General features: G+C 72.2%; 23 protein-coding genes. 9 read left to right on the top strand and 14 right to left on the bottom strand.

The window, feature by feature from the left end; translation table 11 throughout:
* Positions 1 to 37: 37 nt before the first annotated feature.
* Positions 38 to 640: a hypothetical protein gene (locus OO52_RS32060; protein WP_030658185.1), complete on the bottom strand. Its 603-nt coding sequence runs from the start codon at positions 638 to 640 to the stop codon at positions 38 to 40.
* A gap of 207 nt (positions 641 to 847) precedes the next feature.
* On the opposite strand from OO52_RS32060, the gene OO52_RS32055 reads away from it, so the two are divergent.
* The gene (locus OO52_RS32055) at positions 848 to 3,637 is read left to right on the top strand and encodes a penicillin acylase family protein (protein ID WP_030658183.1); all 2,790 of its coding nucleotides are present in this window, start codon (positions 848 to 850) and stop codon (positions 3,635 to 3,637) included.
* A gap of 18 nt (positions 3,638 to 3,655) precedes the next feature.
* On the opposite strand, the gene OO52_RS32050 is transcribed toward OO52_RS32055, so the two are convergent.
* Positions 3,656 to 4,957, bottom strand: coding sequence for a hypothetical protein (locus tag OO52_RS32050; RefSeq protein ID WP_030658181.1), 1,302 nt, complete (start codon positions 4,955 to 4,957; stop codon positions 3,656 to 3,658).
* Between the two features lie 29 nt (positions 4,958 to 4,986).
* Entirely contained in the window at positions 4,987 to 6,207 is a 1,221-nt protein-coding gene (locus tag OO52_RS32045; RefSeq protein WP_030658178.1) for an exo-beta-N-acetylmuramidase NamZ family protein, read from the bottom strand.
* Positions 6,208 to 6,386: 179 nt separating this feature from the next.
* Here OO52_RS32045 and OO52_RS32040 point away from each other — a divergent pair, with 179 nt between their 5' ends.
* Genes OO52_RS32040 through OO52_RS32030 form a run of 3 tightly spaced genes read left to right on the top strand, consistent with a single transcriptional unit; the run spans position 6,387 to position 9,437 of the window.
* The gene (locus OO52_RS32040; RefSeq protein WP_030658176.1) at positions 6,387 to 7,160 is read left to right on the top strand and encodes an SDR family oxidoreductase; all 774 of its coding nucleotides are present in this window, start codon (positions 6,387 to 6,389) and stop codon (positions 7,158 to 7,160) included.
* Positions 7,157 to 8,818, top strand: a complete 1,662-nt coding sequence (locus tag OO52_RS32035) for a class I adenylate-forming enzyme family protein (protein WP_030658174.1) — start codon at positions 7,157 to 7,159, stop codon at positions 8,816 to 8,818. Before OO52_RS32040 ends, OO52_RS32035 begins: the two co-directional genes overlap by 4 nt.
* Before the next feature lie 25 nt (positions 8,819 to 8,843).
* Positions 8,844 to 9,437 (top strand): TetR/AcrR family transcriptional regulator, encoded by a 594-nt coding sequence (locus OO52_RS32030; protein WP_030658172.1) that lies wholly within the window; start codon positions 8,844 to 8,846, stop codon positions 9,435 to 9,437.
* Positions 9,438 to 9,477: 40 nt separating this feature from the next.
* Here OO52_RS32030 and OO52_RS32025 read toward each other — a convergent pair whose 3' ends face one another.
* The 3 genes from OO52_RS32025 to OO52_RS32015 all read right to left on the bottom strand — a co-directional run bounded on the left by OO52_RS32025 (position 9,478) and on the right by OO52_RS32015 (position 12,188).
* Positions 9,478 to 10,692, bottom strand: coding sequence for an acyl-CoA dehydrogenase (locus OO52_RS32025; RefSeq protein ID WP_030658171.1), 1,215 nt, complete (start codon positions 10,690 to 10,692; stop codon positions 9,478 to 9,480).
* A 5-nt stretch (positions 10,693 to 10,697) separates the two neighbouring features.
* Positions 10,698 to 11,720 carry a phosphotransferase family protein gene (locus OO52_RS32020; protein ID WP_030658169.1) on the bottom strand — a complete coding sequence of 341 codons (1,023 nt, stop codon included), beginning with the start codon at positions 11,718 to 11,720 and terminating at the stop codon, positions 10,698 to 10,700.
* 168 nt (positions 11,721 to 11,888) lie between these two features.
* On the bottom strand, positions 11,889 to 12,188 hold the full coding sequence (locus OO52_RS32015) for a hypothetical protein (protein ID WP_030658166.1): 300 nt from the start codon (positions 12,186 to 12,188) through the stop codon (positions 11,889 to 11,891).
* Positions 12,189 to 12,302: 114 nt separating this feature from the next.
* Here OO52_RS32015 and OO52_RS32010 point away from each other — a divergent pair, with 114 nt between their 5' ends.
* Positions 12,303 to 13,253 carry an NADP-dependent oxidoreductase gene (locus OO52_RS32010; RefSeq protein WP_030658164.1) on the top strand — a complete coding sequence of 317 codons (951 nt, stop codon included), beginning with the start codon at positions 12,303 to 12,305 and terminating at the stop codon, positions 13,251 to 13,253.
* A gap of 69 nt (positions 13,254 to 13,322) precedes the next feature.
* On the opposite strand, the gene OO52_RS32005 is transcribed toward OO52_RS32010, so the two are convergent.
* From OO52_RS32005 to OO52_RS31990, 4 genes are all read right to left on the bottom strand, one after another.
* A complete protein-coding gene (locus OO52_RS32005; RefSeq protein ID WP_030658162.1) occupies positions 13,323 to 13,649 on the bottom strand; it encodes a DUF202 domain-containing protein in 327 nt (108 codons plus the stop codon).
* Positions 13,646 to 14,038, bottom strand: coding sequence for a YidH family protein (locus OO52_RS32000; RefSeq protein WP_030658160.1), 393 nt, complete (start codon positions 14,036 to 14,038; stop codon positions 13,646 to 13,648). The genes OO52_RS32005 and OO52_RS32000 overlap by 4 nt, the downstream gene beginning before the upstream one ends.
* 21 nt (positions 14,039 to 14,059) lie before the next feature.
* On the bottom strand, positions 14,060 to 14,575 hold the full coding sequence (locus OO52_RS31995) for an NUDIX hydrolase (RefSeq protein WP_030658158.1): 516 nt from the start codon (positions 14,573 to 14,575) through the stop codon (positions 14,060 to 14,062).
* A 345-nt stretch (positions 14,576 to 14,920) separates the two neighbouring features.
* Positions 14,921 to 15,817, bottom strand: coding sequence for a DMT family transporter (locus OO52_RS31990; protein WP_030658156.1), 897 nt, complete (start codon positions 15,815 to 15,817; stop codon positions 14,921 to 14,923).
* Between the two features lie 396 nt (positions 15,818 to 16,213).
* Here OO52_RS31990 and OO52_RS31985 point away from each other — a divergent pair, with 396 nt between their 5' ends.
* The 3 genes from OO52_RS31985 (at position 16,214) to OO52_RS31975 (ending at position 18,679) form a co-directional block, all read left to right on the top strand.
* Complete coding sequence (locus OO52_RS31985; RefSeq protein WP_030658154.1) at positions 16,214 to 17,188, top strand: hypothetical protein; 975 nt, start codon at positions 16,214 to 16,216, stop codon at positions 17,186 to 17,188.
* A 140-nt stretch (positions 17,189 to 17,328) separates the two neighbouring features.
* Entirely contained in the window at positions 17,329 to 18,069 is a 741-nt protein-coding gene (locus tag OO52_RS31980) for a molybdopterin-dependent oxidoreductase (protein WP_030658152.1), read from the top strand.
* Entirely contained in the window at positions 18,053 to 18,679 is a 627-nt protein-coding gene (locus tag OO52_RS31975) for a cytochrome b/b6 domain-containing protein (protein WP_030658150.1), read from the top strand. Before OO52_RS31980 ends, OO52_RS31975 begins: the two co-directional genes overlap by 17 nt.
* A gap of 66 nt (positions 18,680 to 18,745) precedes the next feature.
* On the opposite strand, the gene OO52_RS31970 is transcribed toward OO52_RS31975, so the two are convergent.
* From OO52_RS31970 to OO52_RS31955, 4 genes are read right to left on the bottom strand one after another with little or no spacing between them, the layout of a single operon-like run.
* Positions 18,746 to 19,765 (bottom strand): L-idonate 5-dehydrogenase, encoded by a 1,020-nt coding sequence (locus OO52_RS31970; RefSeq protein ID WP_030658148.1) that lies wholly within the window; start codon positions 19,763 to 19,765, stop codon positions 18,746 to 18,748.
* A 14-nt stretch (positions 19,766 to 19,779) separates the two neighbouring features.
* Positions 19,780 to 20,541 (bottom strand): SDR family oxidoreductase, encoded by a 762-nt coding sequence (locus tag OO52_RS31965; RefSeq protein WP_030658146.1) that lies wholly within the window; start codon positions 20,539 to 20,541, stop codon positions 19,780 to 19,782.
* 10 nt (positions 20,542 to 20,551) lie between these two features.
* Positions 20,552 to 21,949, bottom strand: a complete 1,398-nt coding sequence (locus OO52_RS31960; RefSeq protein WP_030658144.1) for a GntP family permease — start codon at positions 21,947 to 21,949, stop codon at positions 20,552 to 20,554.
* A 39-nt stretch (positions 21,950 to 21,988) separates the two neighbouring features.
* The gene (locus OO52_RS31955) at positions 21,989 to 22,516 is read right to left on the bottom strand and encodes a gluconokinase (protein WP_030658142.1); all 528 of its coding nucleotides are present in this window, start codon (positions 22,514 to 22,516) and stop codon (positions 21,989 to 21,991) included.
* Positions 22,517 to 22,655: 139 nt separating this feature from the next.
* On the opposite strand from OO52_RS31955, the gene OO52_RS31950 reads away from it, so the two are divergent.
* Positions 22,656 to 23,357: a FadR/GntR family transcriptional regulator gene (locus OO52_RS31950; protein ID WP_030658140.1), complete on the top strand. Its 702-nt coding sequence runs from the start codon at positions 22,656 to 22,658 to the stop codon at positions 23,355 to 23,357.
* Positions 23,358 to 23,452: the final 95 nt, after the last annotated feature.

Genomic DNA, 23,452 nt, shown 5'->3' with positions numbered 1-23,452 from the left:
CGCGCCCCCGTCACCACGCCCCTGGGAACACCACCGCTCAGGCCGACATCAGCACGCGTCCCCGGCGGGCGTGCTCAAGAGCCCGCGGACTGAGGACCGGACGCGGCACCAGGATCCCGCAGTCCGTGCAGACGGGGCCGGACGACGGCTCGTGGTCCAGGCCGTACTTCCACACCAGGCGCTCGCCGTCGCACACCGGGCACGACGAGCCCGGTTCCCGCTCCAGCGCGGCGATCAGCCGGCGCAGCACCACCGCCAGCGGCTCGTCGGGGTGCACCCGCGGGTCGTCGCACCAGGCGACCCCGAAGCCGCCCCAGGTCAGCCGGTGCCAGTCGTCCACGCTGCCCGGCCGGCGCAGCCCGTCGTGCTTCTCCTTCCTGCGTCGTTCGGTGAAGTCGGTCTCGTAGGCGAGCCAGACGTCACGGGCCTCCTCCAGCTCCTCCAGCGCGGCCACGAGCCGCGCCGGATCGGGGGAGCGGTCCTCGGGTCCGAACCCCGCCCGGGAGCACAGATGGTCCCAGGTCGCCCGATGCCCGTAAGGGGCGAACTTCTCCAGGCACTTGCGCAGCGAGTACCGCCGCAGCGCCAGATCACAGCCCGGATCGCGTACCTGTCTCGCCAGACTCCGGAAACCTGCCATCGCCCTGCACCTCCGTCACACCTGCACCTGTACTTCGGTCACTTCGGCGTCGTCGCACGGACGTCGTCGAATAGACGTATCGACAGGCGATTCGGCTCCATCTCTTCTCGGGATCTGCTTCCAGACTCCAGAAAGTGACGCATGTTCATCTTTAAAGCTGGGGATACCGGCGGTAACGTTCGGCCACCTCTGTCGCTAGGAGCTGCCATGCCACGGCGAACCCCACGTACCGCCCTTGACAGACTGAGAACGTCCCGCCGACTCCCCGGGTTCCTGAAGACCGCGTCCGTATGCGTCCTCGTCGCAGGTCTTCTCTCCCCCCTCACCCAGGCGGGGGTGGCGGCGGCCGACACCACGGCCGCCAACGACTACTGCGGCGGCCGGTGTTCGGACATCCTGCCGCCCGGCGAGAACGGCAACGCCACGCTCGCCCAGATCCTGCTCAACCAGGCCTTCGGCACCCAGCCCGCGCACGCCGAGGACCAGCTCGGCCCGTACGCCAACCTGGCCACCGGCTACAAGGGCCTGAGCGACGCCACGATCAACACCTTCTTCAACGACGCCTCGTTCGGCGTCCCCGCCGACCAGGTCGCCTCCACCGAGAAGCCGGCCGGCCGCGGCGACGTGACCATCGTCCGCGACAAGAAGACCGGTGTGCCGCACATCACGGGCACCACCCGCTACGGCACCGAGTTCGGCGCCGGATACGCGGCGGCCCAGGACCGGCTGTGGCTGATGGACGTCTTCCGGCACGTGGGCCGCGGCCAGCTCACCTCCTTCGCCGGCGGCGCCCCCGCCAACCAGGGCCTCGAGCAGCAGTTCTACCGCAACGCGCCCTACACCGAGGCCGACCTCCAGGCGCAGATCGACAACGCGATCGCGAAGAACGGCGCCCGCGGCCAGCAGGCCCTCGCCGACGTCAAGGCCTACCTGGACGGCGTCAACGCCTACATCGACGCCTCCGACAGCGGCCGTTACTTCCCCGGCGAATACGTGCTGACCGGTCACAAGGACTCGATCACCAACGCCGGCACCATAGAACACTTCAAGGTCACGGACCTCGTGGCGCTCGCCTCCGTGATCGGCTCGCTGTTCGGCTCCGGCGGTGGCGGGGAGGTCAACAACGCCCTCTCCCTGCTCGCCGCCCAGGCCAAGTACGGCGTGGAGGAGGGCACCAAGGTCTGGGAGTCCTTCCGCGAACGCAACGACCCCGAGGCCGTCCTCACCGTCCACGACGGCCAGAGCTTCCCCTACGGCGCCAAGCCCGCCGACGCCCAGGGCGAGGCCCTGCCGGACGCCGGCTCGGTGACCCAGGAACCGCTGGTCTACGACCGTACCGGCAGCGCGGCCACCGCCGGCGCCACCGGCGCCTCGGCCTCCGCCGCCAAGTCCGCCCTCGGCTCCGCCCGGCGCGGCATGTCCAATGCCCTCGTGGTCAGCGGCAAGCACACCGCCAGCGGCCACCCCATCGCCGTCTTCGGGCCGCAGACCGGCTACTTCGCCCCGCAGCTGCTCATGCTCCAGGAGATCCAGGGCCCGGGCATCAGCGCCCGCGGCGCCTCCTTCGCCGGCCTGAGCATGTACGTCGAACTCGGCCGCGGCCAGGACTACTCCTGGAGCGCCACCACCTCCGGCCAGGACATCATCGACACCTACGCCGTCGAGCTGTGCCAGGACGACTACCACTACCTGTACCACGGCACCTGCACGGCCATGGAGAAGATCGAGCAGAAGAACGCCTGGAAGCCGACCACGGCCGACGGCACGGCCGCGGGGTCGTACACCATGCGCGCGTGGCGGACCAAGTACGGTCCGGTGGAGTACCGGGCGACCGTCGGCGGCAAGAAGGTCGCCTACACCACCCTGCGCTCCTCCTACCTGCACGAGGCCGACTCGATCATCGGCTTCCAGATGCTCAACGACCCCGACTACGTCAAGGGGCCGGAGGACTTCCAGAGCGCGGCGCAGCACATCAACTTCACCTTCAACTGGTTCTACGCCGACTCCCGGCACACCGCCTACTACAACAGCGGTGACAACCCCGTCCGGGCGAGCGGTGTCGACAGCGAGTTCCCGGTGTGGGCGCAGCCGGCGTACGAGTGGCGGAACTGGGACCCGGCCACCAACACCGCCGACTACACCCCGCCCTCCGCGCACCCCAACTCCGTCGACCAGGACTACTACATCTCCTGGAACAACAAGCAGGCCAAGGACTACACGGCCGCCCCCTGGGGCAATGGCTCCGTGCACCGCGGGAACCTGCTGGACGACCGGGTGAAGAAGCTGGTCGCGGCCGGCGGGGTGACCCGGACCAAGCTGGTGCAGGCCATGGCGGACGCGGGCCTCGCCGACCTGCGTGCCGAGGACGTGCTGCCCAAGCTGCTGAAGGTGGTCACCTCCTCACCGGTGACCGACTCCACGGCCGCCGCGGCGGTGAGCAAGCTCCAGGCGTGGGTGACCGCCGGTGCCAAGCGCACCGAGACGTCGGCCGGTTCCAGGAAGTACGCCGACGCCGACGCGATCCGCATCCTGGACGCCTGGTGGCCGCTGCTGGTCAAGGCCGAGTTCGAGCCCGGTCTCGGCAGCGACCTCTACACCGCCATCACCGGGAACCTGCCGGTCGACGAGGCACCCTCCGCCGGTCACGGCCCGACCGGCTCGCACGCCGGCAGCTCCTTCCAGTACGGCTGGTGGTCCTACGTCGACAAGGACATCCGGGCGGTGCTCGGGGAGTCCGTGCAGGGCGGCCTCGCCCGGAAGTACTGCGGCGGCGGCACCCTCACCGCCTGCCGGGACACCCTGATCAGCACCCTGAAGCAGGCCGCCGGCCTGACCGCCGCCCAGGTCTACCCGGGCGACGACCAGTGCTCGGCGGGCGACCAGTGGTGTGCCGACTCGATCGTCCAGCGCACGCTGGGCGGCATCAAGCACGGCAGGATCAGCTGGCAGAACCGGCCGACCTTCCAGCAGGTCGTGGAGTACAGCTCGCACCGCTGAGGTGCCACGGGCGGCGGGTCAGGCGATACGGCCCGCCGCCAGCACCACCCGCGCCAGTTCGGGGTGCACGATGTCGCTGTGCGCCCCGGACGGCGCGCCCCCGCGCCGGACCACGGCCGCCGCGTCCACGTTCACGCACCCCGACGCGGGCAGCCGGCCGGCGAGGGCCGCCGCCAGGTCGAGCCGGGCGGTGCCCGGAACCGCCTGCACCCCGTCGTGCCCCATGGCGCCCCACCGGGGTCCGAGCACCGCGGCGATCTCGTTGCCCGCGCAGCCGCGGTCGTCCCCGGCAAGCCGGGAGGCCAGCGGATAGAACGTGCCGAGGGCCGTGTCGAAGTGCGAGTAGCAGCACACCAGCGGGCCGTCGACGCGCCGCTGGAGGTCCTTGAGCGCGCCCGACCGGTCCGGGGCGTGCGGCAGCCGGGCCGTGAACGCGTAGTGCGAGAAGGCACCCTGGAGCAGGGTCACCGACTTCACCGTGCGCACCCCGCCGGGCAGCCCGCGCAGCGCGAACGCCACCAGCCGGCTGCCGAAGCTGTGCCCGACCAGATGCACCCGCACCCCGGGCGCCGCCCCCGCCAACCGCCCCAGCAGCGGTCCGAGTCCCCGCTCGCCGACCGTCCCGGCCCGCCGTTTCATCTGGTGGTACGTCGCCTGCCGCAGCAACTCCTTCGCGCCGTCCCACGGGTTCGGGAGGGAGAACCGGGCGGCGCCGCCGGACGCGTCGAGCGCGGCCAGGGCCTCGGCGAACTGCTCGCACGCGGTCACCGGGTCGTCGCCGAACACGGCGGGTTCGCCGTCCTCGTCCGTGTCGGCCACCACCCCCGGCCGGTCGTCGTCCAGCAGCAGCCGCACCAGCCGCCCGAACTCGGTAAGCCCCTCCGTGCCGCCCGGCCGGTCGTCCAGCATCCGGGCCAACTGGTCCAGCACGGTCGTGCGGCCCGGAAACGCCTCCAGCAGGGCGCGCCGGGTGTCCTTGTCCAGCGCCGGGCGCGGTGCCGCCCCCGCCTCGACGGCCGCCACGGACCTCGGGAAGTCGGGGATCGGCTCGTCGCTGAACCGCATCGACGGCCAGATCACGCCGACGTACCCCAGCCGGGCCTTCGGCGCCAGCTTCGGGACCGGCGCGAAGAAGCGGCGGTACAGCGCGGTCGCGCCCGAGCGGTCGTTGTTCCAGCCGTGCGAGAAGACGATCAGGTCACGGACGCCGTGCTCCGTGACCTGCGTCAGCAGCCGGTCGCGTTCGGGGCCGTCGGCGTCCCCGTCCGCGTCGAAGGTCAGCTCCCAGTAGGGAGCCACACCCGTCCCAGGATCCGCCATGCCAGACCCCCACATCCCCGTAAGGAGCGCTATTTGTACAGGAGATACCCCTTCCGGACCCGCCGGAACGCGGCCAGCTCCTCCTGCCAGGCGCCCGCCACCTCGTCGGTGCCGGCGCCCGCGTCGATCATCGTGCGCACCCGGGCGGAACCGGTGAGCTTGTCGATCCAGTTGTCGGACCGCCACGCGAATCCGCTCCACGCCTTCCTGGCGGTCACCAGCAGCGCGATCCCGGTGCGTACGGGGTCGTAGGCGGCCCGGTCGGTCACGTGGATCTGCACCCCGCCGACGGTCTTGCCCTGGAACTTGGAGAACGTGGGCGAGAAGTACGCCTCCCTGAACCGCACACCCGGCAGGCCCGCCTCGTTCGCCGCGGCGGCCCAGCGGCCGTCGACGCCCTCGGCGCCGAGGAGTTCGAAGGGCCGGGTCGTGCCGCGCCCCTCGGAGAGGTTGGTGCCCTCGAACATGCAGGTGCCCGAGTACACCAACGCGGTGTCCGGCGTCGGCATGTTGGGGCTCGGCGGCACCCAGGGCAGTCCGGAGGCGTCGTAGAACGCTGAGCGCTTCCAGCCCGACATGCGGACGGTCTCCAGCGGGACGGGTGTGGCCAGGAACTCCCCGTTGAACAGGCGGGCCAGCTCCGCCACGGTCATCCCGTGCGCCTGGGCGATCGGCTGCCGGCCGACGAAGGTGGCGAACTCCTTGTGCAGCACCGGGCCCTGCGCCTCGCGGCCGGTCACCGGGTTCGGGCGGTCCAGCACGACGAACCGCTTGCGGGCGAGCTGGGCCGCCTCCATGCAGTCGTAGAGGGTCCAGATGTACGTGTAGAAGCGGGCGCCGGCGTCCTGGATGTCGAAGACGACGGTGTCGACGCCGGAGGCGGTGAAGACGTCGGCGAGCGGGCGTCCGCTCTTCAGGTACGTGTCGTACACCGGGAGGCCGGTCGCGGGGTCGTCGTAGCGTCCCTCGGAGCCGCCCGCCTGCGCGGTGCCCCGGAAGCCGTGTTCGGGGCCGAAGACCGCCGTCAGCTCGACGCGGGGGTCCCGGTGCATGACGTCGACGATGTGCTGCGCGTCCCGGGTGATGCCGGTGGGGTTGGTGACGACACCCACTTTTTGGCCGGAGAGGAGTGAGTAACCGTCGGCCGCGAGTCTTTCGAAGCCGGTCCGGAGATGTTCCTGGTGCGGGGGCGTGGCTGGAAGGGCTGCTGTCGTCGCCGAGGCGAGAAGGGTCCGTCGGGACAGGTGCATGGGGTCCTCCGGTGAGTGGGCACGTGCGGACCGTTCGGGGTTTTCGCGCACGCGCGGCGGAGCCGGATCGGCAACGCACCGCGCCCCTAGAGGTTGGTGCAGTCACCCTTTCTTTTACACATACCGACCGGTTAGTCTGACGATCGCTGAGCCGAGTCGCACCGTGTCGAAGGAGACCGATGGTGGAAGCCGTGCAGGATGCGGGAGTAGTCGTCACCGGAGCCGGCGGGGGGATCGGGGCGGCGCTGGCCCGGCGGTTCGCCGCCGAGGGGGCGCGGGTCGTGGTGAACGACCTGGACGCCGCGAAGGCCGAGGCGGTGGCCGAGGAGATCGGCGGGACCGCCGTGCCCGGTGACGCCTCCGCGATCGTCGCCGAGGCCCGCGACGCGCTCGGCGGCACGGTGGACGTCTACTGCGCCAACGCGGGCGTCGCCTTCGAGGACGGTGACCTCGACGGGAGCCTGGACGAGAAGACCTGGGCCACCTCCTGGGACGTCAACCTGATGGCCCACGTCCGGGCCGCGCACGCGCTGCTGCCCGACTGGCTGGAGCGGGGCGGCGGGCGGTTCGTCTCCACCGTCTCCGCCGCCGGACTGCTCACCATGATCGGCGCGCCCTCCTACAGCGTGACCAAGCACGGCGCCCACGCCTTCGCCGAGTGGCTGTCCCTGACGTACCGGCACCGGGGGATCAAGGTCCACGCCATCTGTCCGCAGGGCGTCCGCACCGACATGCTGGCCGCCACCGGCAGCGCGGGCGACCTGGTGCTCCAGCCGACCGCGATCGCGCCGGAGGCCGTCGCCGACGCCCTGTTCCAGGGCATCGCCGAGGACCGCTTCCTGATCCTGCCGCACCCCGAGGTCGCCGCCTTCTACCAGGCGCGGGCCGGCGAGCCCGACCGCTGGCTCACGAACATGAACCACCTCCAGCAGAAGTGGGAGGCCGCCCGGTGACCGCCTCCCCGTACGCGGCCCGCCCCTGGCTGGCACTGCTGACCGAGGCCCAGCGCGCCCCGCTCGACCCCGCCGACTCGCTCGTGCACGCCCTGCGCGAGGCCGTCGCCCAGGCCCCCGACCGCACCTTCCTCGCCTACTTCGACGCCCGGCTCGGCTACCGGGAGGTCGACGAGCTGACGGACGCCGTCGCCGCCCACCTCGCCGCGCGCGGCCTGGAGCGCGGCGACCGGGTGGCCGTCCTGCTGCAGAACTCCCCGCACTTCGTGCTCGCCGTGCTCGGCGCCTGGAAGGCGGGCGCGACCGTCGTCCCGGTCAACCCGATGTACAAGGCGGGGGAGGTGGCGCACGTCCTGCGGGACGGCGAGGTGGCCGCGCTGATCTGCTCAGACCGGGCCTGGGAGGCGTATCTGAGGGAGACGGCCGCCGGCTCGCCGGTCCGGATCGTGCTCACCGCCTGCGAACGGGACTTCCAGACCCGCGACGACCCGCGCGTGCTGGCCTTCGAGCGGCTGCCCCAGGCCCCGGACGCCGACGACCTGGTGGCCGTCGCCCGGCAGGGCGGCCGGGCCCCCGAGGGCCGCTCGCCGCGCCCGGACGACATCGCGCTGATCAGCTACACCTCCGGCACCAGCGGCACGCCCAAGGGCGCCACCAACACGCACGCGAACGTCATGCACAACGCCGAGCGGCAGGCCGCCGGGCTCGGCCTGCCCGAGGCGCCCGTGTACTACGCGCTCGCGCCGCTGTTCCACATCACCGGCATGGTCTGCCAGTTCGGCGCCTGCCTGGTCGGCGCCGGCACCCTCGTGCTCACCTACCGCTTCGAGTCCGGCGTCGTCCTGGACGCGTTCGCCGAGCACCGCCCGCACTACACCGTCGGCCCCTCCACCGCCTACATGGCGCTCGCCGCCCACCCGGACGTCACCCGTGAGCACTTCGCCTCCTTCGTGAACCTGTCGTCCGGCGGCGCCCCCGTGCCGCCGGCCCTGGTGGAGACGTTCCGGGAGCGCTTCGGGCCGTACATCCGCGTCGGCTACGGCCTCACCGAGTGCACCGCCCCCTGCGCCTCCGTCCCGCCCCACCTGGAGGCGCCCGTGGACCCGGTCTCCGGGACGCTGTCCGTCGGCCTGCCGGGCGCCGACACGGTCGTGCGGATCGTGGACGAGTACGGCGCCGAGGTGCCCCTCGGGGAGCAGGGCGAGATCGTCGTACGCGGGCCGCAGGTGGTGCCGGGGTACTGGCGGCGGCCGGACGCCACCGCCGAGACCTTCCCGGACGGCGAGCTGCGCACCGGCGACATCGGGTTCATGGACGAGCAGGGGTGGCTGTACGTCGTGGACCGCAAGAAGGACATGATCAACGCGTCCGGCTTCAAGGTGTGGCCGCGCGAGGTCGAGGACGTCCTGTACACCCACCCGGCGGTGCGCGAGGCGGCCGTCGTCGGCGTCCCCGACGGGTACCGTGGCGAGACCGTCAAGGCCTACGTCAGCCTCCGTCCGGGGGCCGAGGCGGACCCGGATGAATTCGCGGTGTACTGCAAGGAGAGACTGGCCGCCTACAAGTACCCGCGGCAGGTGGAGATCCTGCCCGACTTGCCCAAGACGGCGAGTGGGAAGATCCTCCGGCGGGAACTGCGTTCCCGCAGCAGCGAGTGACCTCACGGAAAGGCAGGTGGCGGCAGTGCCCAGGACGACGGACGGAGACGGGACGCCCGTCCCGCAGCGGCTGCTGGCCGCCGCCACCCGGCTCTTCGCCGAGCAGGGTTACGACCGCACCTCCGTGCAGGAGATCGTGGAGGCGGCCGGCGTCACCAAGGGGGCGCTGTACCACTACTTCGGCTCCAAGGACGACCTGCTGCACGAGGTGTACGCGCGTGTGCTGCGCCTCCAGCAGGAGCGGCTGGACACGTTCGCGAACGCCGACGAGCCGGTGGAGAAGCGGCTCAGGGACGCGGCGGCGGACGTCGTCGTCACGACGATCGAGAACCTCGACGACGCGATGATCTTCTTCCGGTCCATGCACCACCTGAGCCCGGAGAAGAACAAGCAGGTCCGCGCCGAGCGCCGGCGCTACCACGAGCGTTTCCGCGCGCTCGTGGAGGAGGGCCAGAAGGCGGGCGTCTTCTCCACGGCGACCCCGGCCGACCTGGTCGTGGACTACCACTTCGGCTCGGTCCACCATCTGTCGACGTGGTACCGGCCGGACGGCCCGATGAGCCCGCAGGAGGTGGCCGACCACCTGGCCGACCTGCTCCTGCGGGCCCTGCGGCCGTAAGGACCCCGGAAGCACCCGAGGGGTGCGGGGGCCGGGGACGTCAGAGATACTTCTTCAGCTCCCGGCGGGCCAGCGACCGCTGGTGGACCTCGTCCGGGCCGTCGGCGAGCATCAGCGTCCGGGCGCTCGCGTACAGCTCGGCCAGCGGGAAGTCCTGGCTCACCCCGCCCGCGCCGTGGAGCTGGATCGCCCGGTCCAGGATGCCGACCACCGCGCGCGGGGTGGCGATCTTGATGGCCTGGATCTCGGTGTGGGCGCCCTTGTTGCCGACGGTGTCCATCAGCCAGGCCGTCTTCAGCACCAGCAGCCGCAGCTGCTCGACGGTGACCCGGGCGTCGGCGATCCAGTTCTGGACCACTCCTTGCTGGGCCAGCGCCTTGCCGAACGCGGTACGGCTCACGGCCCGCCGGCACATCAGCTCGATCGCCCGCTCGGCCATCCCGATCAGCCGCATGCAGTGGTGGATCCGGCCGGGCCCGAGCCGGGCCTGGGCGATGGCGAAGCCGCCGCCCTCCTCGCCGACGAGGTTCGACACGGGCACGCGCGCGTGGTCGAAGACCACTTCGGCGTGGCCGCCGTGCGAGTGGTCCTCGTAGCCGAAGACCCGCATCGCGCGCTCGACCGTGACACCGGGCGTGTCGCGCGGGACCAGGACCATGGACTGCTGGCGGCGGATGTCCGCCCCGTCCGGGTCCGTCTTGCCCATCACGATGAAGATCTTGCAGTCCGGGTTCATCGCCCCGGAGATGTACCACTTGCGGCCGGTGACGACGTACTCGTCGCCGTCCCGCTCCATGTGCGTGGTGATGTTCGTGGCGTCCGAGGACGCCACCTCCGGCTCCGTCATCGCGAACGCCGAGCGGATCTCACCGGCCAGCAGCGGCTCCAGCCACTGCTTCTTCTGCTCCTCGGTGCCGAACTGCGCCAGCACCTCCATGTTCCCGGTGTCGGGCGCGGCGCAGTTGGTCGCGGTCGGCGCGAGGTGCGGGGAACGGCCGGTGATCTCGGCGAGCGGCGCGTACTGGAGGTTGGTCAGCCCGGCGCCGTACCCGGCGTCGGGCAGGAACAGGTTCCACAGGCCCTGAGCGCGGGCCTCGGCCTTCAGCTCCTCGACCACGGCCGGCGTGTCCCAGGGGGACGCCAGCCGCGCCCGCTGCTCCTCGGCGACCGCCTCGGCCGGGTAGACGTGCTCGTCCATGAAGGCGAGGAGCCTGTCGCGCAGCTCCTCGGTGCGCGCGTCGAACGCGAAGTCCATGCCGGTCAGCCTTCCTGAAGAGTGGTCAGTCCGTGGTCGATGAAGACGGGCACGAGGTCGCCGATGCGGTCGAAGCCGCGGCCGACCGTCTGGCCGAGCGTGTACCGGTAGTGGATGCCCTCCAGGATCACGGCGAGCTTGAACCAGGCGAACGCCGTGTACCAGGAGACGGCCGAGACGTCCCGGCCGGAGCGGGCGGCGTACCGCTCGACCAGCTCCCGCGGGTCGGGGTGCCCCGGCGCCTCGGCGGTGGTGGAGACGGGGGAGTCCGGCATGCCGAGCGGCAGGCTGTACATGACCAGCAGACCCAGGTCGGTGAGCGGGTCGCCGAGCGTGGACATCTCCCAGTCGAGGATCGCCTTGATCGTGTCGTCGTCCCCGATCAGGACGTTGTCCAGGCGGTAGTCGCCGTGGACGACCGCCGGGGCGGGGGAGGCGGGCAGCTCTCGGCCGAGGGCCGCGTGCAGCTCGTCGATGCCCGCCAGTTCGCGGTTGCGGGAGGCGTCCAGCTGCTTCCCCCAGCGGCGCAGCTGCCGGTCCAGGAAGCCCTCCGGGCGGCCGAAGTCGGCGAGGCCCACCTCGGCGGGGTCCACGGCGTGCAGCTCGACCAGCGTGTCCACCAGGGACAGGACCGCGTTCCGCGTGCGCTCCGCGCCGAGCGGGGCGAGCTGGTCGGCGGTGCGGTACGGCGTGCCCTCCACGAACTCCATGACGTAGAAGGGCGCCCCGAGCACCTCCTCGTCCTCGCACAGCAGCAGCGGGCGCGGGACCGGCACCCGGGTCGGGTGCAGCGCGCTGATCACCCGGTGCTCGCGCTTCATGTCGTGTGCGGTGGCCAGCACATGGCCGAGCGGCGGCCGGCGGACGACCCACTTCGAGGTGCCGTCCGAGAGCGCGTAGGTGAGGTTCGACCGTCCGCCCTCGATCAGCCGTCCGGTCAGCGGGCCGTTCACCAGACCGGGGCGCTCGCGGTCGAGCAGGGCGCTCAGCCGGTCCAGGTCGAGACCGGGCGGGTGGTCGGCGCTCATACATCACTCCTACGAACGGGCGAACAAGTCTGGACTCATGATGCCGACCGGTCGGTATGCCGTCCAGTGCGCGCGGTGAAGATCAGGCGGAACGTGACCCGGGCCACGATAGGCCGACGGCCCCCCGGTGCGCTGTCCGGGGAGCCGTCGGTCTTCGTGTCCGGCGGATCAGTGGTCGTCCCAGTGGTCCCCGTGCTCGGCGTGCCGGTGCCCGTCGTGCAGATAGTCCACGTGGTCGCCGTGCGGCACCTGCGCGTGCCCGCACTCGTCGTGGTGCACGTGCTCATGACCCTCGTGGACGGCGTGCCCGGCCGGCTCGCACTCGTCCCAGTGACCCTCGTGCTCCCGGTGCAGATGTCCGTCGTGGACGTAGTCGACGTGGTCGCCGTGCGGTACGGCGTTGTGCCCGCAGTCCGGTCCGTGGCGGTGTGCCGTGTGCTCGGTGTGTTCCTGGTGAAGGGTGGTCATGGTGCTCACCTTCGGGGGGTACGGGATGCCTGACGTCGGAAGACTGCCACGCGAAAGCCGTGTATCAGGACATCCCGGTTGCGTGGCGCACGAGTACCCCGGAGGGTCGACGGCATGAAGGGCATCAGCTACCGCCGCTACGGCGGGCCGGAGGTGCTGGAGTACGGCGAGCTGCGCGACCCCAAGGTCGGTCCCGACCAGGTCCTGGTCGAGGTGCGCGCGGCGGCCGTCAACCCGGTGGACTGGAAGTGCCGCGAGGGCTACCTCGACCCGGCCCTCGACGCCGTCTTCCCGGTGATCCCCGGGTGGGACGTCAGCGGGGTGGTCGTACGGCCCGGTGCCGCCGTCACCGAGTTCGAGGCCGGCGACGAGGTCATCGGCTACGCCCGCGAGGATTTCCTCTCCCGCGGCACCTTCGCCGAGTACGTGGCCGCGCCCGTCCGCGCCCTGGCCCGCAAGCCGCGCAACCTGTCCTTCGAGGAGGCTGCCGGGCTCCCGCTCGCCGGGCTCACCGCCTATCAGGTGCTGGTCAAGGCACTGGAGGTGAAGCGGGGCGAGACCGTGCTGGTGCACGCGGCGGCCGGCGGGGTCGGCTCGCTGGCCGTCCAGATCGCCGCCCACCTCGGTGCCCGGGTCATCGGCACCGCGGGCGAGTCGAACCACGACTACGTCCGCACCCTGGGCGGCGAGCCGGTGCGTTACGGCGAGGGCCTGGCGGAACGGGTGCGCGGGCTCGCCCCCGAGGGTGTGGACGCGGTCTTCGACACCATCGGCGGCGACACCCTGCGGACCTCGGCCCACCTGCTCGCCCCGGAGGGCCGGCTGGCGTCGATCGCCGACCACGAGGTCCTGGACCACGGCGGCCGGTACTGCTTCGTCCGCCCGGACCCCGAGGACCTGCGCCGCCTGTCGGACCTGGCCGAACAGGGCGTCGTCTCCGTCCACGTCCAGCACACCTTCCCCCTGGAACGAACGGCGGACGCCCACCGTCTGAGCCAGGAGGGTCACGTCCGGGGGAAAATCGTGGTGACGGTGGACCGGGAGGTCGGGGGCGGCGGCGCCTGACCGCCACTTCGTACGACGCGGCGGGATTGAGGCGGTGGCCGAGCAGTCCGGCACGAAGGCGAAAGCCCTCTAGGTCACCAGCACGGCCGCGCACACCGCCAGCGCCACCGCGCACAGCGCCGCCGCCGTCGCGAGCCGGGGCGCGAGCGCGGGTGGGCGGGGGCCGGCCGTCAGGGCGCGGATCCGGTGGTGGGCCACCCGGAGGAAGCCCAGCCAGAGCACGGCGCAGACCGCGCACGCGACGATCCCGGCGGCCGGCGGCCGGTCGTGCAGCGCCGTCTTCACCGCGAGCACGGTGGCCACGGTCGCCGACAGGGTCGTACGCCGCCAGGCCAGCCGGGTCCGCTCGGGCTGGAGCCCGGGATCCCGCCCGGCGTCCGCCTCCCCGGCGCTCACCCCTCCCACCCGACGAGGACGACCACCACCATCGCGACGGCCACCACCGCCACGACCAGGCTCAGCAGCGCGGGGAAGCGGGACGCGGGCAGGTCCTCGCCGCGGCGCATCGCCCGCTCGCAGCGCACCCAGTGGTTCACCGCGCGCAGGGAGCAGAGGACACCGGCCGCGAGCAGGGCGAGCGCGAGACCGACCCGCCAGGCCCAGCGCAGGTCCGGGAGGAACTGGTCCACCGCGAATCCGCCGCCGATCAGCGCCAGCGCGGTCCGCAGCCAGGCGAGGAAGGTGCGCTCGTTGGCCAGCGAGAACCGGTAGTCGGGCGTCCCGCCCTCGTCCCGCACCCGCTCCGGCGCGAACCACAGCCGGATGTTCCGTACGAATTCGCTCACGCGGCCGACCCTACCCGGCGGTCACCGGCCCGCCCGGAACGCCCGAAGCCGCTCGTACGCCGCCAGTCCGTCCGGCACCCACTCCCACTCGCCGAGCCGCCGCTCGACCTCCTCCTCGGGCAGGAAGGCGTGCCACTGGACCTCCTCCGCCTGCGGTCGCACGGGCAGCTCGCAGCGGACCTCGTACACCGCCGACCACCAGCTGTTCCCGGCGGCGTCTTCGTAGAGGAACTTGAAGAGGAACTCCGGCCGGGGCAGCCCGGTCACACCCAGCTCCTCCTCGGCCTCCCGCAGCGCCGCCTCGTCGTAGGACTCGCCCGCGCCGACGACCCCGCCGACGAACAGGTCGTACAGGGAGGGGAACACCAGCTTGGTCGCCGTGCGCCGGTGCACGAAGAGCCGGCCGGCCGCGTCCCGGGCCTCGATGAACACACAGCGGTGGCGCAGCCCGCGCGCGTAGGCCTCGCCCCGCGGGTACTGGGCGACGACCCGGTCGTGCTCGTCGACGATGTCGAGGATCTCGTCAGCAGGATTCATGCCCGTCATCCAAGCAGGGCCGCCTCATGCGGGCGGGGCTCCCCCCATTGAGCGGGGCTGCCCCATGGGGTCGGGCCTGTTCCCGTCCGAGCGGGGATGCCTGATGTGGGCGAGGGCTGCCTGATGTGGGTGGGGGCTGTTCCCGTCCGAGCGGGGTTGCCTCATGCGGGCGGGCCTGTTCCCGTTTGAGCGGGGCTGCCTCATGCGGGCAAGGGCCGCCTGATGGGGGCGGCCCTGTCCCCGTCCAAGCGGGGTTGTCACATGTGGGCGAGGGCTGCCTCGCCCGTGCTCACGGTCGCCTCACCCCCGCCCGTGCTCAGGGCCCCCGTCCAGGCAGGGGCCGGCTCAGCGGCGCTGGAGGTCCCGGGCTCCCGGCTCCGTCTCCGCCGTGCCGCACGGCATCGCCGGATGCAGTCCGAGCAGCACGATGCCCGCCACCACCGCCGCGAGCCCGGCCGCCTCCCCGGCCAGCGCCCCGGTGTCGGTGCGCAGCCGGTCGCCCATGAAGCCCACGCCGCACAGGATCCCGGCGAGCGGCTCGGCCGCCGTGAGCGCGGGCAGCGACATGCGCAGCGGGGCCGTCTCGAACGCGCTCTGCACCAGGACGAGACCGGTGACCCCGCAGGCCACCACGCCGTACGGCTGCCAGCCGGAGAACAGTTCGGTGAGGCCGCCGTCGGAGAAGCGGGTGCCGCTCACCCGGGTCAGCGCGTCCTGGACGCCGTAGAGCAGCCCGGCCGCCAGGGCCAGCAGCACCGGACCCCAGCTCAGCCGCGAGCGCTTGGCGTACGTCGTCAGTACCAGGGCCACGCCCACCACCGCTCCGATGATCAGCCAGTGCCGCAGCGGATCGGTGACCGCCGTGCCGCCGCGCGGCTCGCCCGCGACGATGAACGCGCTCACCCCGCCCGCGAGCAGCAGCAGCCCGGCCCAGCCCTGGCGGCCGAGCGGTTGCCCGGTCTGGTGCCGGGAGAGGGCGAGGGCGAACAGCAGATTGGTCGCGAGCAGTGGCTCCACCAGGGAGATCTCGCCCTTGCCGAGGGCGATCGCGCCCAGCACCATGCCGGCCACCATCAGCCCGAGGCCGCCCAGCCAGCGTGGTATCCGCATCAGGTCGAGCAGCAGGCGGAAGGAGAGGAAGTCGCTGAGCGGTGCCTTCTGCGCCGCGTTCTGCTGGAGCACGAATCCGAAACCCAGACAGCAAGCCGCGCTCACGGCGAGAAGGAGAACCAGAACCGACACGCTGTGTACCTCGATCGTCCGGCCGTACCACGGGCGGTAGTGGCCGACCTTAGCGCTCCCAGGACGGCATTGCCCCGGAAGTACCCGGAACCGGGCGATTGAGTCACCATGGTCCGGGGCCTGACTGGCCATGGTCGGGGGCCGGGACGCGCGGCGCCATGGCGTACGCCACAGAAGCCGGGGCGTACGCCCCGAAAACGTGATGGCATACGCCACAGGAGCGTTCCCGGGCCCGGGCGGTCACGGCCCGGCCCACCTGCACCGGAACGATCAAGTTCCGTTTCGCGCAAGGAAGTTGAAGCTCGTATCACCGCCGTTCCGCTTGACGCAACTCTTGGCTGAGGGTTTGCTGTGCGTGATCGGTCGATGGCAGCCCGAGAAACAGGAAGTCCCGCGGTGCCCCCTCTCCCGCCTCTGCTCGGCGCTCGCCGGGCCCCCACGGAACCGTCCGGTGAAACCGCCGAGGACGTCTCCGGGGCCTTCGACGCCGCCCTCGACGACGCGGAACTCCGCACCGCCCGGACCGCGTTGGCCCAGGGCCGGCGGCAGGCCGCCCGCTCCCTGCTGGTGCACACCGGCGACGACTGGGACCGCCGCGGCCACCGCCTCACCGCGCTCGCCCGGGATCCCCGCGCCGCCGCCTGGGCGACCGACTGGCTGGCCGCCGAGCCCGGTTCCGCCGACGCCACCGCGCTGCTCGCCCTCGCCCTGGTGCACCGCGCCTTACGCGGCGAGGGGGAACCCGGCCGGGCCCGCGAGGCCTGTGACACGGCCGCCGCGCTCGCCCCCGCCGACCCCACCCCCTGGCTGGGCCGGCTGCTGCTCGCCCGCGCCCTCGGCCCGGAGCGCGAGGTGCTCGCAGCCTTCGCCGAGCTGCGCCGCCGCCACCCCGAACACCACCACGCCCACCACCTGCTGATCGCCCGCCTCGCCGAACGGCCCGCGGGCGGCCGGGCCGAGGCCCACGAGGTGTACGACCTCGCCGAGCTGGCCGCCGCCGAGGCCCCCGCCGACTCGCCGCTGGCCGTCCTGCCGGTCGTCGCCTACGCCGAGCGGTACCGGGTCCTCGCCGCCACCGGCCTCGCCCCCGCCGACCCGGCCGCCTCCGGGCACTGGTCCGGTCCGCGGGCCCGGCGCATCCTGCGCGCCTGCTTCGACTGGTGGCTGGAGTGGGAGCACGACGAACACCCGCGCCGTCACATCGACCTCAACCATCTCGCGTTCGCCCTGTCCAGCGCAGGCCGCCCGGCCGAGGCGGCGGCCCTCTTCCGGCGCATCGGCGCACACGCCACCCCGGCGCCCTGGTCGTACGCGCACCCCGACCCCCTGGCGGCCTTCCGCGCGGCCCGCGCCCGCGCGCTCGGTCACTGAGACGCGCCGGCCCGGACGTCATGCGCAAGAAGTGATCGTAGGAAGTGGCCGTGAGCCGTGACCGTAAGAAGTGATTACGGAAATCTGACCAGGGGCCCGATCGTCTGGCCCCGTGTGGCCCCGAGTGCTCGAATGAACAGGTGAACTCCGAACAATCCGAGGAACACGCGTACGAGCAGGACGGCCGGCCCATCGGCCGCCGCCTCTTCCTCGGCACCCTCGGCCTGGGCGCGCTCGGCGTGATCGCGGCACCCGCGCTGCAACGCGGCGTCGAAGGCCTCCTCGGCGACGTCGCCGGCAAGGACCCCACCGGCCTCACCGGTCTGCTGCCCAACGGCGGCGGCTTCCGCTACTACTCCGTCGCCGCGTCCGTCCCGCACAAGACCGCGGCCGACTACCGCCTCACCATCGACGGCCTGGTCGACCACCCGCGCGCCTACACCCTCGACGAGCTGCGCGCCCTGCCGCAGACCCGGCTGGTCAAGGACGTCCAGTGCGTCACCGGCTGGCGGGTCCCCGGCACCCCCTTCGAGGGCGTACGCCTGTCCCACCTGCTCGACGCGGCGGGCGTCCGCTCCTCCGCCAAGGCCCTCCGCTTCACCTGCTTCGACGGCACCTACACCGAGAGCCTCACCCTCGGCCAGGCGCGCCGCCCGGACGTGCTGGTCGCCCTGCGCATGCAGGACAAGGACATCGGCCACGACCACGGCGGCCCGGTCCGCCTCTACGTCGCCCCCATGTACTTCTACAAGTCCGCCAAGTGGCTCTCCGGCATCACCGTCACCGACCGGGTGAGGCCGGGCTACTGGGAGAACCTCGGCTACGACGTCGACGCCTGGGTCGGCCGCTCGAACGGACGCGACGATGAGCCTACGAGCTGAGACCCCCGCCCCGCCGCGCGCCCGCGTCCACCGCTTCACCCGCGCCGAGCGCTGGGTGCACCGCACCACGGCCGCGCTGATGGGCGTGTGCGTGCTGACCGCGGCCGTTCTCTACATCCCGCAACTGGCGGTACTGGTCGGCCGCCGGGAACTGGTCGTCCGGGTGCACGAGTGCGCGGGACTCGCGCTGCCGGTGCCCGTCCTGCTGGGCCTGGCCTCCCGCGCCTTCCGCGCCGACCTGCGCTTCCTGAACCGCTTCGGCCCGCACGACCGGGTCTGGCTGCACGCCGCGCTGCGCCGCGACCGACGCCACGACTCGCGCCCCGCCGGGAAGTTCAACGCCGGCCAGAAGATCTACGCCGCGTGGATCGGCGGCGCGACCCTGGTCATGCTCGGCACCGGCCTGATGATGTGGTTCACCCATCTCACCCCGCTGATGTGGCGCACCTCGGCGACCTTCGTCCACGACTGGCTGGCCCTGACGATCGGCGTGGTCCTGGCCGGCCACATCGGGATGGCCCTGGGCGACCCGGAGGCGAGGCGGGGGCTGCGGACGGGAACGGTGGCGAGAGAGTGGGCGGAGAGGGAACACCCACTGTGGCGCCCGTGACGCCCGCTCACCTTCCCGCCGGCCTTCGTCGACCGCGCACAACCCGCCGGCGACGCTCCGGCGCCCTCAGAACTCCAGCAGCACCTTGCACGACCGCTCCCGGTCGGAGGCCAGCGCGAACGCAGATTCGGCCTCCCGTACCGGGACCACCGCGCTGACCAGTCCGTCGAACTCCCCACGGGCCGCCAGCAGTTCCAGCGCGTCGTCGAACTCGGCGTCGAACCGGAACGCGCCCCGCAGTTCGATCTCCCGGCTCACCACCAGGTTCCCGGCGAACGGCGTCCGTCCGGCCGGCAGCATCCCGAGCTGGACGACCACACCGCCGCGCCGCACCAGCCGCAGACAGGTGTCCAGACCGGCGGCCACCCCCGACGCCTCCACGGCCACGTCCACCTCGGCCGGCCACCCGGGATCGTCCGGATCGTCGGCCCGCAGAAGCGTGTCGGCGCCGGCGACGGCCGCGTAGCCCAGTGCCTCGGGCACCAGGTCGGTCGATGTCACCCGTGCCGCGCCCGCAGCCTTCGCCGCCGCGACGACCAGGCACCCGATCGGCCCGGCCCCGGTGACCAGGACATGCCGCCCGGCCACCGCCCCGGCCCGCCGCACCGCGTGCAGCGCCACCGACAGCGGCTCGGCCAGCGCGGCCCGGCGCAGCCCGAGCCCGTCCGGCAACGCCCGCACCTGAGCGGAAGGAACCACCACTCGACCCGCGAACCCGCCCTGCACGTGCGGAAAGCGCGCCGCACTGCCCAGGTACCGCGTGTCGCGGCACACGTTCGCCCGTCCGCCGGCGCACTCCGGGCACACCCCGCACGGCGTGGCCGGGTGCACGGCGACCGCCGTACCCGGGGCGGGACCGGTGGCCCCGGGGCCGTAGGACACCACCGTGCCGACCACCTCGTGCCCGAGCACCATCGGCTCGCGGAGCCGGAAGTCCCCGACCCCGCCGTGCCGCCAGTAGTGCAGGTCGGACCCGCACACCCCGCCGTACCGGACGGCCACCAGCGCCTCGCCGGGCCCCGGCTGAGGGGATGCCAGTTCCTCCACCCGCAGATCGCCGGCCCCGTGGATCACGCATCCCAGCACGCCCGCCGCCCCCTTCACAGCACGCTCGTCATGCCGCCGTCGACGTACAGCACCTGCCCGCCGACGAAGTCCGCCGCGGGCGAGGCCAGGAAGAGCAGCCCGCCCACCAGGTCCTCGGTACGGCCCCAGCGCCCGGCCGGGGTGCGGCGGCGCACCCACGCGCTGAACTCCTCGTCCTCCACCAGGGGCCGGGTCAACTCGGTCTCGATGTAGCCCGGCCCGAGGCCGTTGACCTGGACGCCGTACGGCCCCCAGTCGGCGCACATGCCCTTGGTGAGCATCTTCAGCGCGCCCTTGGTCGCCGCGTACGGCGCGATGCCGGGCCGGACGACCTCGCTCTGCAACGAGCAGATGTTGACGATCTTTCCGTGGCCGCGTGCCGTCATCCGCCGGGCGGCCTCCCGGCCGACGAGAAACGCGCTGGTGAGGTTGGTGTCCAGGATGCGGTGCCAGTCGGCGTCGGCGAACTCCAGCAGGGGGGCGCGCAGTTGCATGCCCGCGTTGTTCACCAGGATGTCGAGCGGGCCCACCCGCTCCTCGACGTCGGCGATCCCGGCGGCCACGGCCGGACCGTCGGTCACGTCGAACACCGCCGTACGCACTTCACCGGGAAGGTCCGCCGCGGCCTCGGCCAGCCGGCCGGCGTCGCGCCCGTTGAGGACCACCGTGCAGCCGGCCTCGGCCAGGCCCCGGGCCAGCGCGAGGCCGATGCCCCGGCTGGACCCGGTGACCAGCGCCGTACGGCCGCTGATGTCGAAGAGGGGATGGGCCGTCACCGTCGTACCCCTAGATGACCAGGGAGAGGAGCAGGACCAGGCCGCCGGCGACCACCGAGATGATCGTCTCCATCACCGACCAGGTCTTCACGGTCTGCCCGACGCTCAGCCCGAAGTACTCCTTCACCAGCCAGAAACCGGCGTCGTTGACATGGCTGAAGAACAGCGAGCCCGCGCCGACGGCCAGGACGAGCAGGGCCGCGTGGGTGGTCGACATGTCGGCCGCGAGCGGCGCGACCAGACCGGCCGCCGAGACCGTCGCCACCGTCGCCGAGCCGGTCGCCAGCCGGATCGCCACCGCGATCAGCCAGGCCAGCAGCAGCGCCGGGATCGACCAGTCCTTGGAGACGTCCAGGACCATCTGGCCGACGCCCGAGTCGATCAGCGTCTGCTTGAAGCCGCCGCCCGCGCCCACGATCAGCAGGATGCCGGCGATGGGCATGAGGCCCTTCTCGACGGTCTGCTGGAGCCGGTCCTTGGTGAACCCGGCGGGCCGGCCCAGCGTGAAGAAGCCGACGATCACGGCGGCGAGCAGCGCGATCAGCGGGGAGCCGACGACGTCGAAGACACGCTGGGTCGTGTTCGCGGGGTCGTCGATGACGATGTCCACCAGCGCCTTGGCCAGCATCAGCACCACCGGCAGCAGCACGGTGGCGAGCGTCGCGCCGAAGCCCGGACGGCGCTGGAGCTCCTCCGAGGCGCGCTGCGGCAGCATCCGGTCGGGCGCCGGCACGTCCACCCAGCGGGCGGCGACCTTCGAGAACAGCGGACCGGCGATGATCACCGTCGGGATGGCGACCAGGATGCCGAGCGCCAGGGTCACGCCCAGGTTGGCCTTGACCGCGTCGATGGCGACCAGCGGGCCGGGGTGCGGCGGGATCAGACCGTGCATCACGGACAGACCGGCGAGCGCCGGGATGCCGATGCGCATCAGGGAGTAGTTGCCCCGCTTGGCGACCATCAGCACGACCGGGATCAGCAGCACGATGCCGACCTCGAAGAACAGCGGCAGGCCGATCACGGACGCGATCAGCACCATCGCCCAGGGCATGGCGCGCCCGCCGGCCTTGGCGAGGATCGTGTCCACGATCTCGTCCGCGCCGCCGGAGTCGGCGAGCAGCTTGCCCAGGATCGCCCCGAGCGCGATCAGGACGCCGACGCCGGCCACGGTGGAGCCGAGCCCGGTGGTGAAGCTGATGATGGCCTTGTCGAGCGGCGCGCCGGCGACCGCCCCGAGCGCCAGCGACCCGATGGTCAGCGCCAGGAAGGCATGGAGCTTGAACTTGGTGATGAGCAGGACGATGACCGCGATGCCCACCAGGACGGCTATGCCCAACTGGGCGTGTCCGGCGGAGGTGATCGGCGGAGGCGCGTCCGCTGCCAGCATCTCGACGCTGAGTCTGGTCACGGGGGTTCCCTTGCGGTGACGGGGGTGTTCTGACGGGCGCTACTGAGCGCTGCCCGCGGTGTCGGGAAGCACGTCGAGGGCCTGTACGGCGCGCTCGGTGATCTCCTGAGGGCTGCCGCTGACGTCCACGGCGACTCCCGCCTCGTCCGGCTCCAGGGGCTGGAGCGTGGCGAACTGGGAGTCCAGCAGCGCGGTGGGCATGAAGTGCCCCTGACGCTGCGACATCCGTTCCTCGATCAGCTTCCGGTCGCCCGTGAGGTGCAGGAACACGATCCCGGGGGCCACGGCCCGAAGCCGGTCGCGGTACGACCGCTTCAGCGCCGAGCTGCTGACCACCCCGCCCAGTCCGGCCCGGCCGTGCGCCCAGTGCCCGATGGCCTCCAGCCACGGCCACCGGTCGGCGTCGTCGAGCGGGATCCCGGCCGACATCTTGTCGATGTTGGCCTGGGGGTGGAAGTCGTCGCCCTCGGCGTACGGGACGCCCAGCCGCGCGGCGAGCAAGGGACCGATCGTGGTCTTGCCCGTCCCCGCGACGCCCATCACGACGACGACCTGGGGGGTTCGCATCACTGCCTCGCTGTCTTCCTCGACATCGACGCCACTGCGGCGTCGCCACACTGAAACCCATTAGGTACGACGAATTCAAGAGTCTGTGACATATAAGTCTGACTTTTTGCGCCTGTGATCCACGCCGTACGCTGAGTGCATGACCACACCGGGCCGGGGGCTGCACGGCCGTGTACTGGACACCCTCGGCCCCGCGATCACTGCGGGCGAGTACCCGCCGGGCAGCGTCCTGCGCACCGATGAGCTGGCACAGCACTTCGAGGTGTCGCGCTCCGTGATGCGCGAGGCGGTCCGCGTGCTCGAATCCATGCATCTGGTCGAGTCCCGCCGCCGGGTGGGCGTCACGGTCCGCCCCAAGGCCGAGTGGAACGTCTACGACCCACAGGTCATCCGCTGGCGCCTGGCCGGGGCCGACCGCCCGCACCAACTGCGCTCCCTCACCGTGCTGCGCTCCGCGATCGAACCCGTCGCCGCCGGCCTCGCCGCACAGCACGCCACGGCCGAGCAGTGCGCCGAACTCACCGAGTGCGCGCTCGGCATGGTGGCCCACTCACGCGGCCACAAGCTGGAGGAGTACCTGGTCCACGACATCGCCTTCCACCGGGTCGTCCTCACCGCCTCGGGCAACGAGATGTTCGCCCGTCTCGGCGACGTCGTCGCGGAGGTGCTGGCCGGCCGCACCCATCACGAGGTCATGTTCGAGGACCCCGACCCGGCGGCCGTCACCCTGCACGTGCGGGTGGCCGAGGCGGTCCGCGCGGGCGACGCGTCCCGCGCGGAGGAACTGACCCGGCAGATCACCGTGGGCGCCCTCCAGGAACTGGACATCCTGGCGCCCTAGGCAGTTTCGTTTGGATCGGTTGGTCGTTGGTCTGGGTGTGCCGTTGACTGATGCGCAGTGGGCGCGGATCGAGCCGTTGCTCCCGGACCGGACAC

Origin of the sequence: Streptomyces flaveolus (genome assembly GCF_000716535.1) — a bacterium.
GTDB lineage: Bacteria > Actinomycetota > Actinomycetes > Streptomycetales > Streptomycetaceae > Streptomyces > Streptomyces flaveolus_A.
The sequence above is the reverse complement of the archived record's forward strand: the minus strand, read 5'-3'. Positions and strand labels throughout refer to the sequence as shown.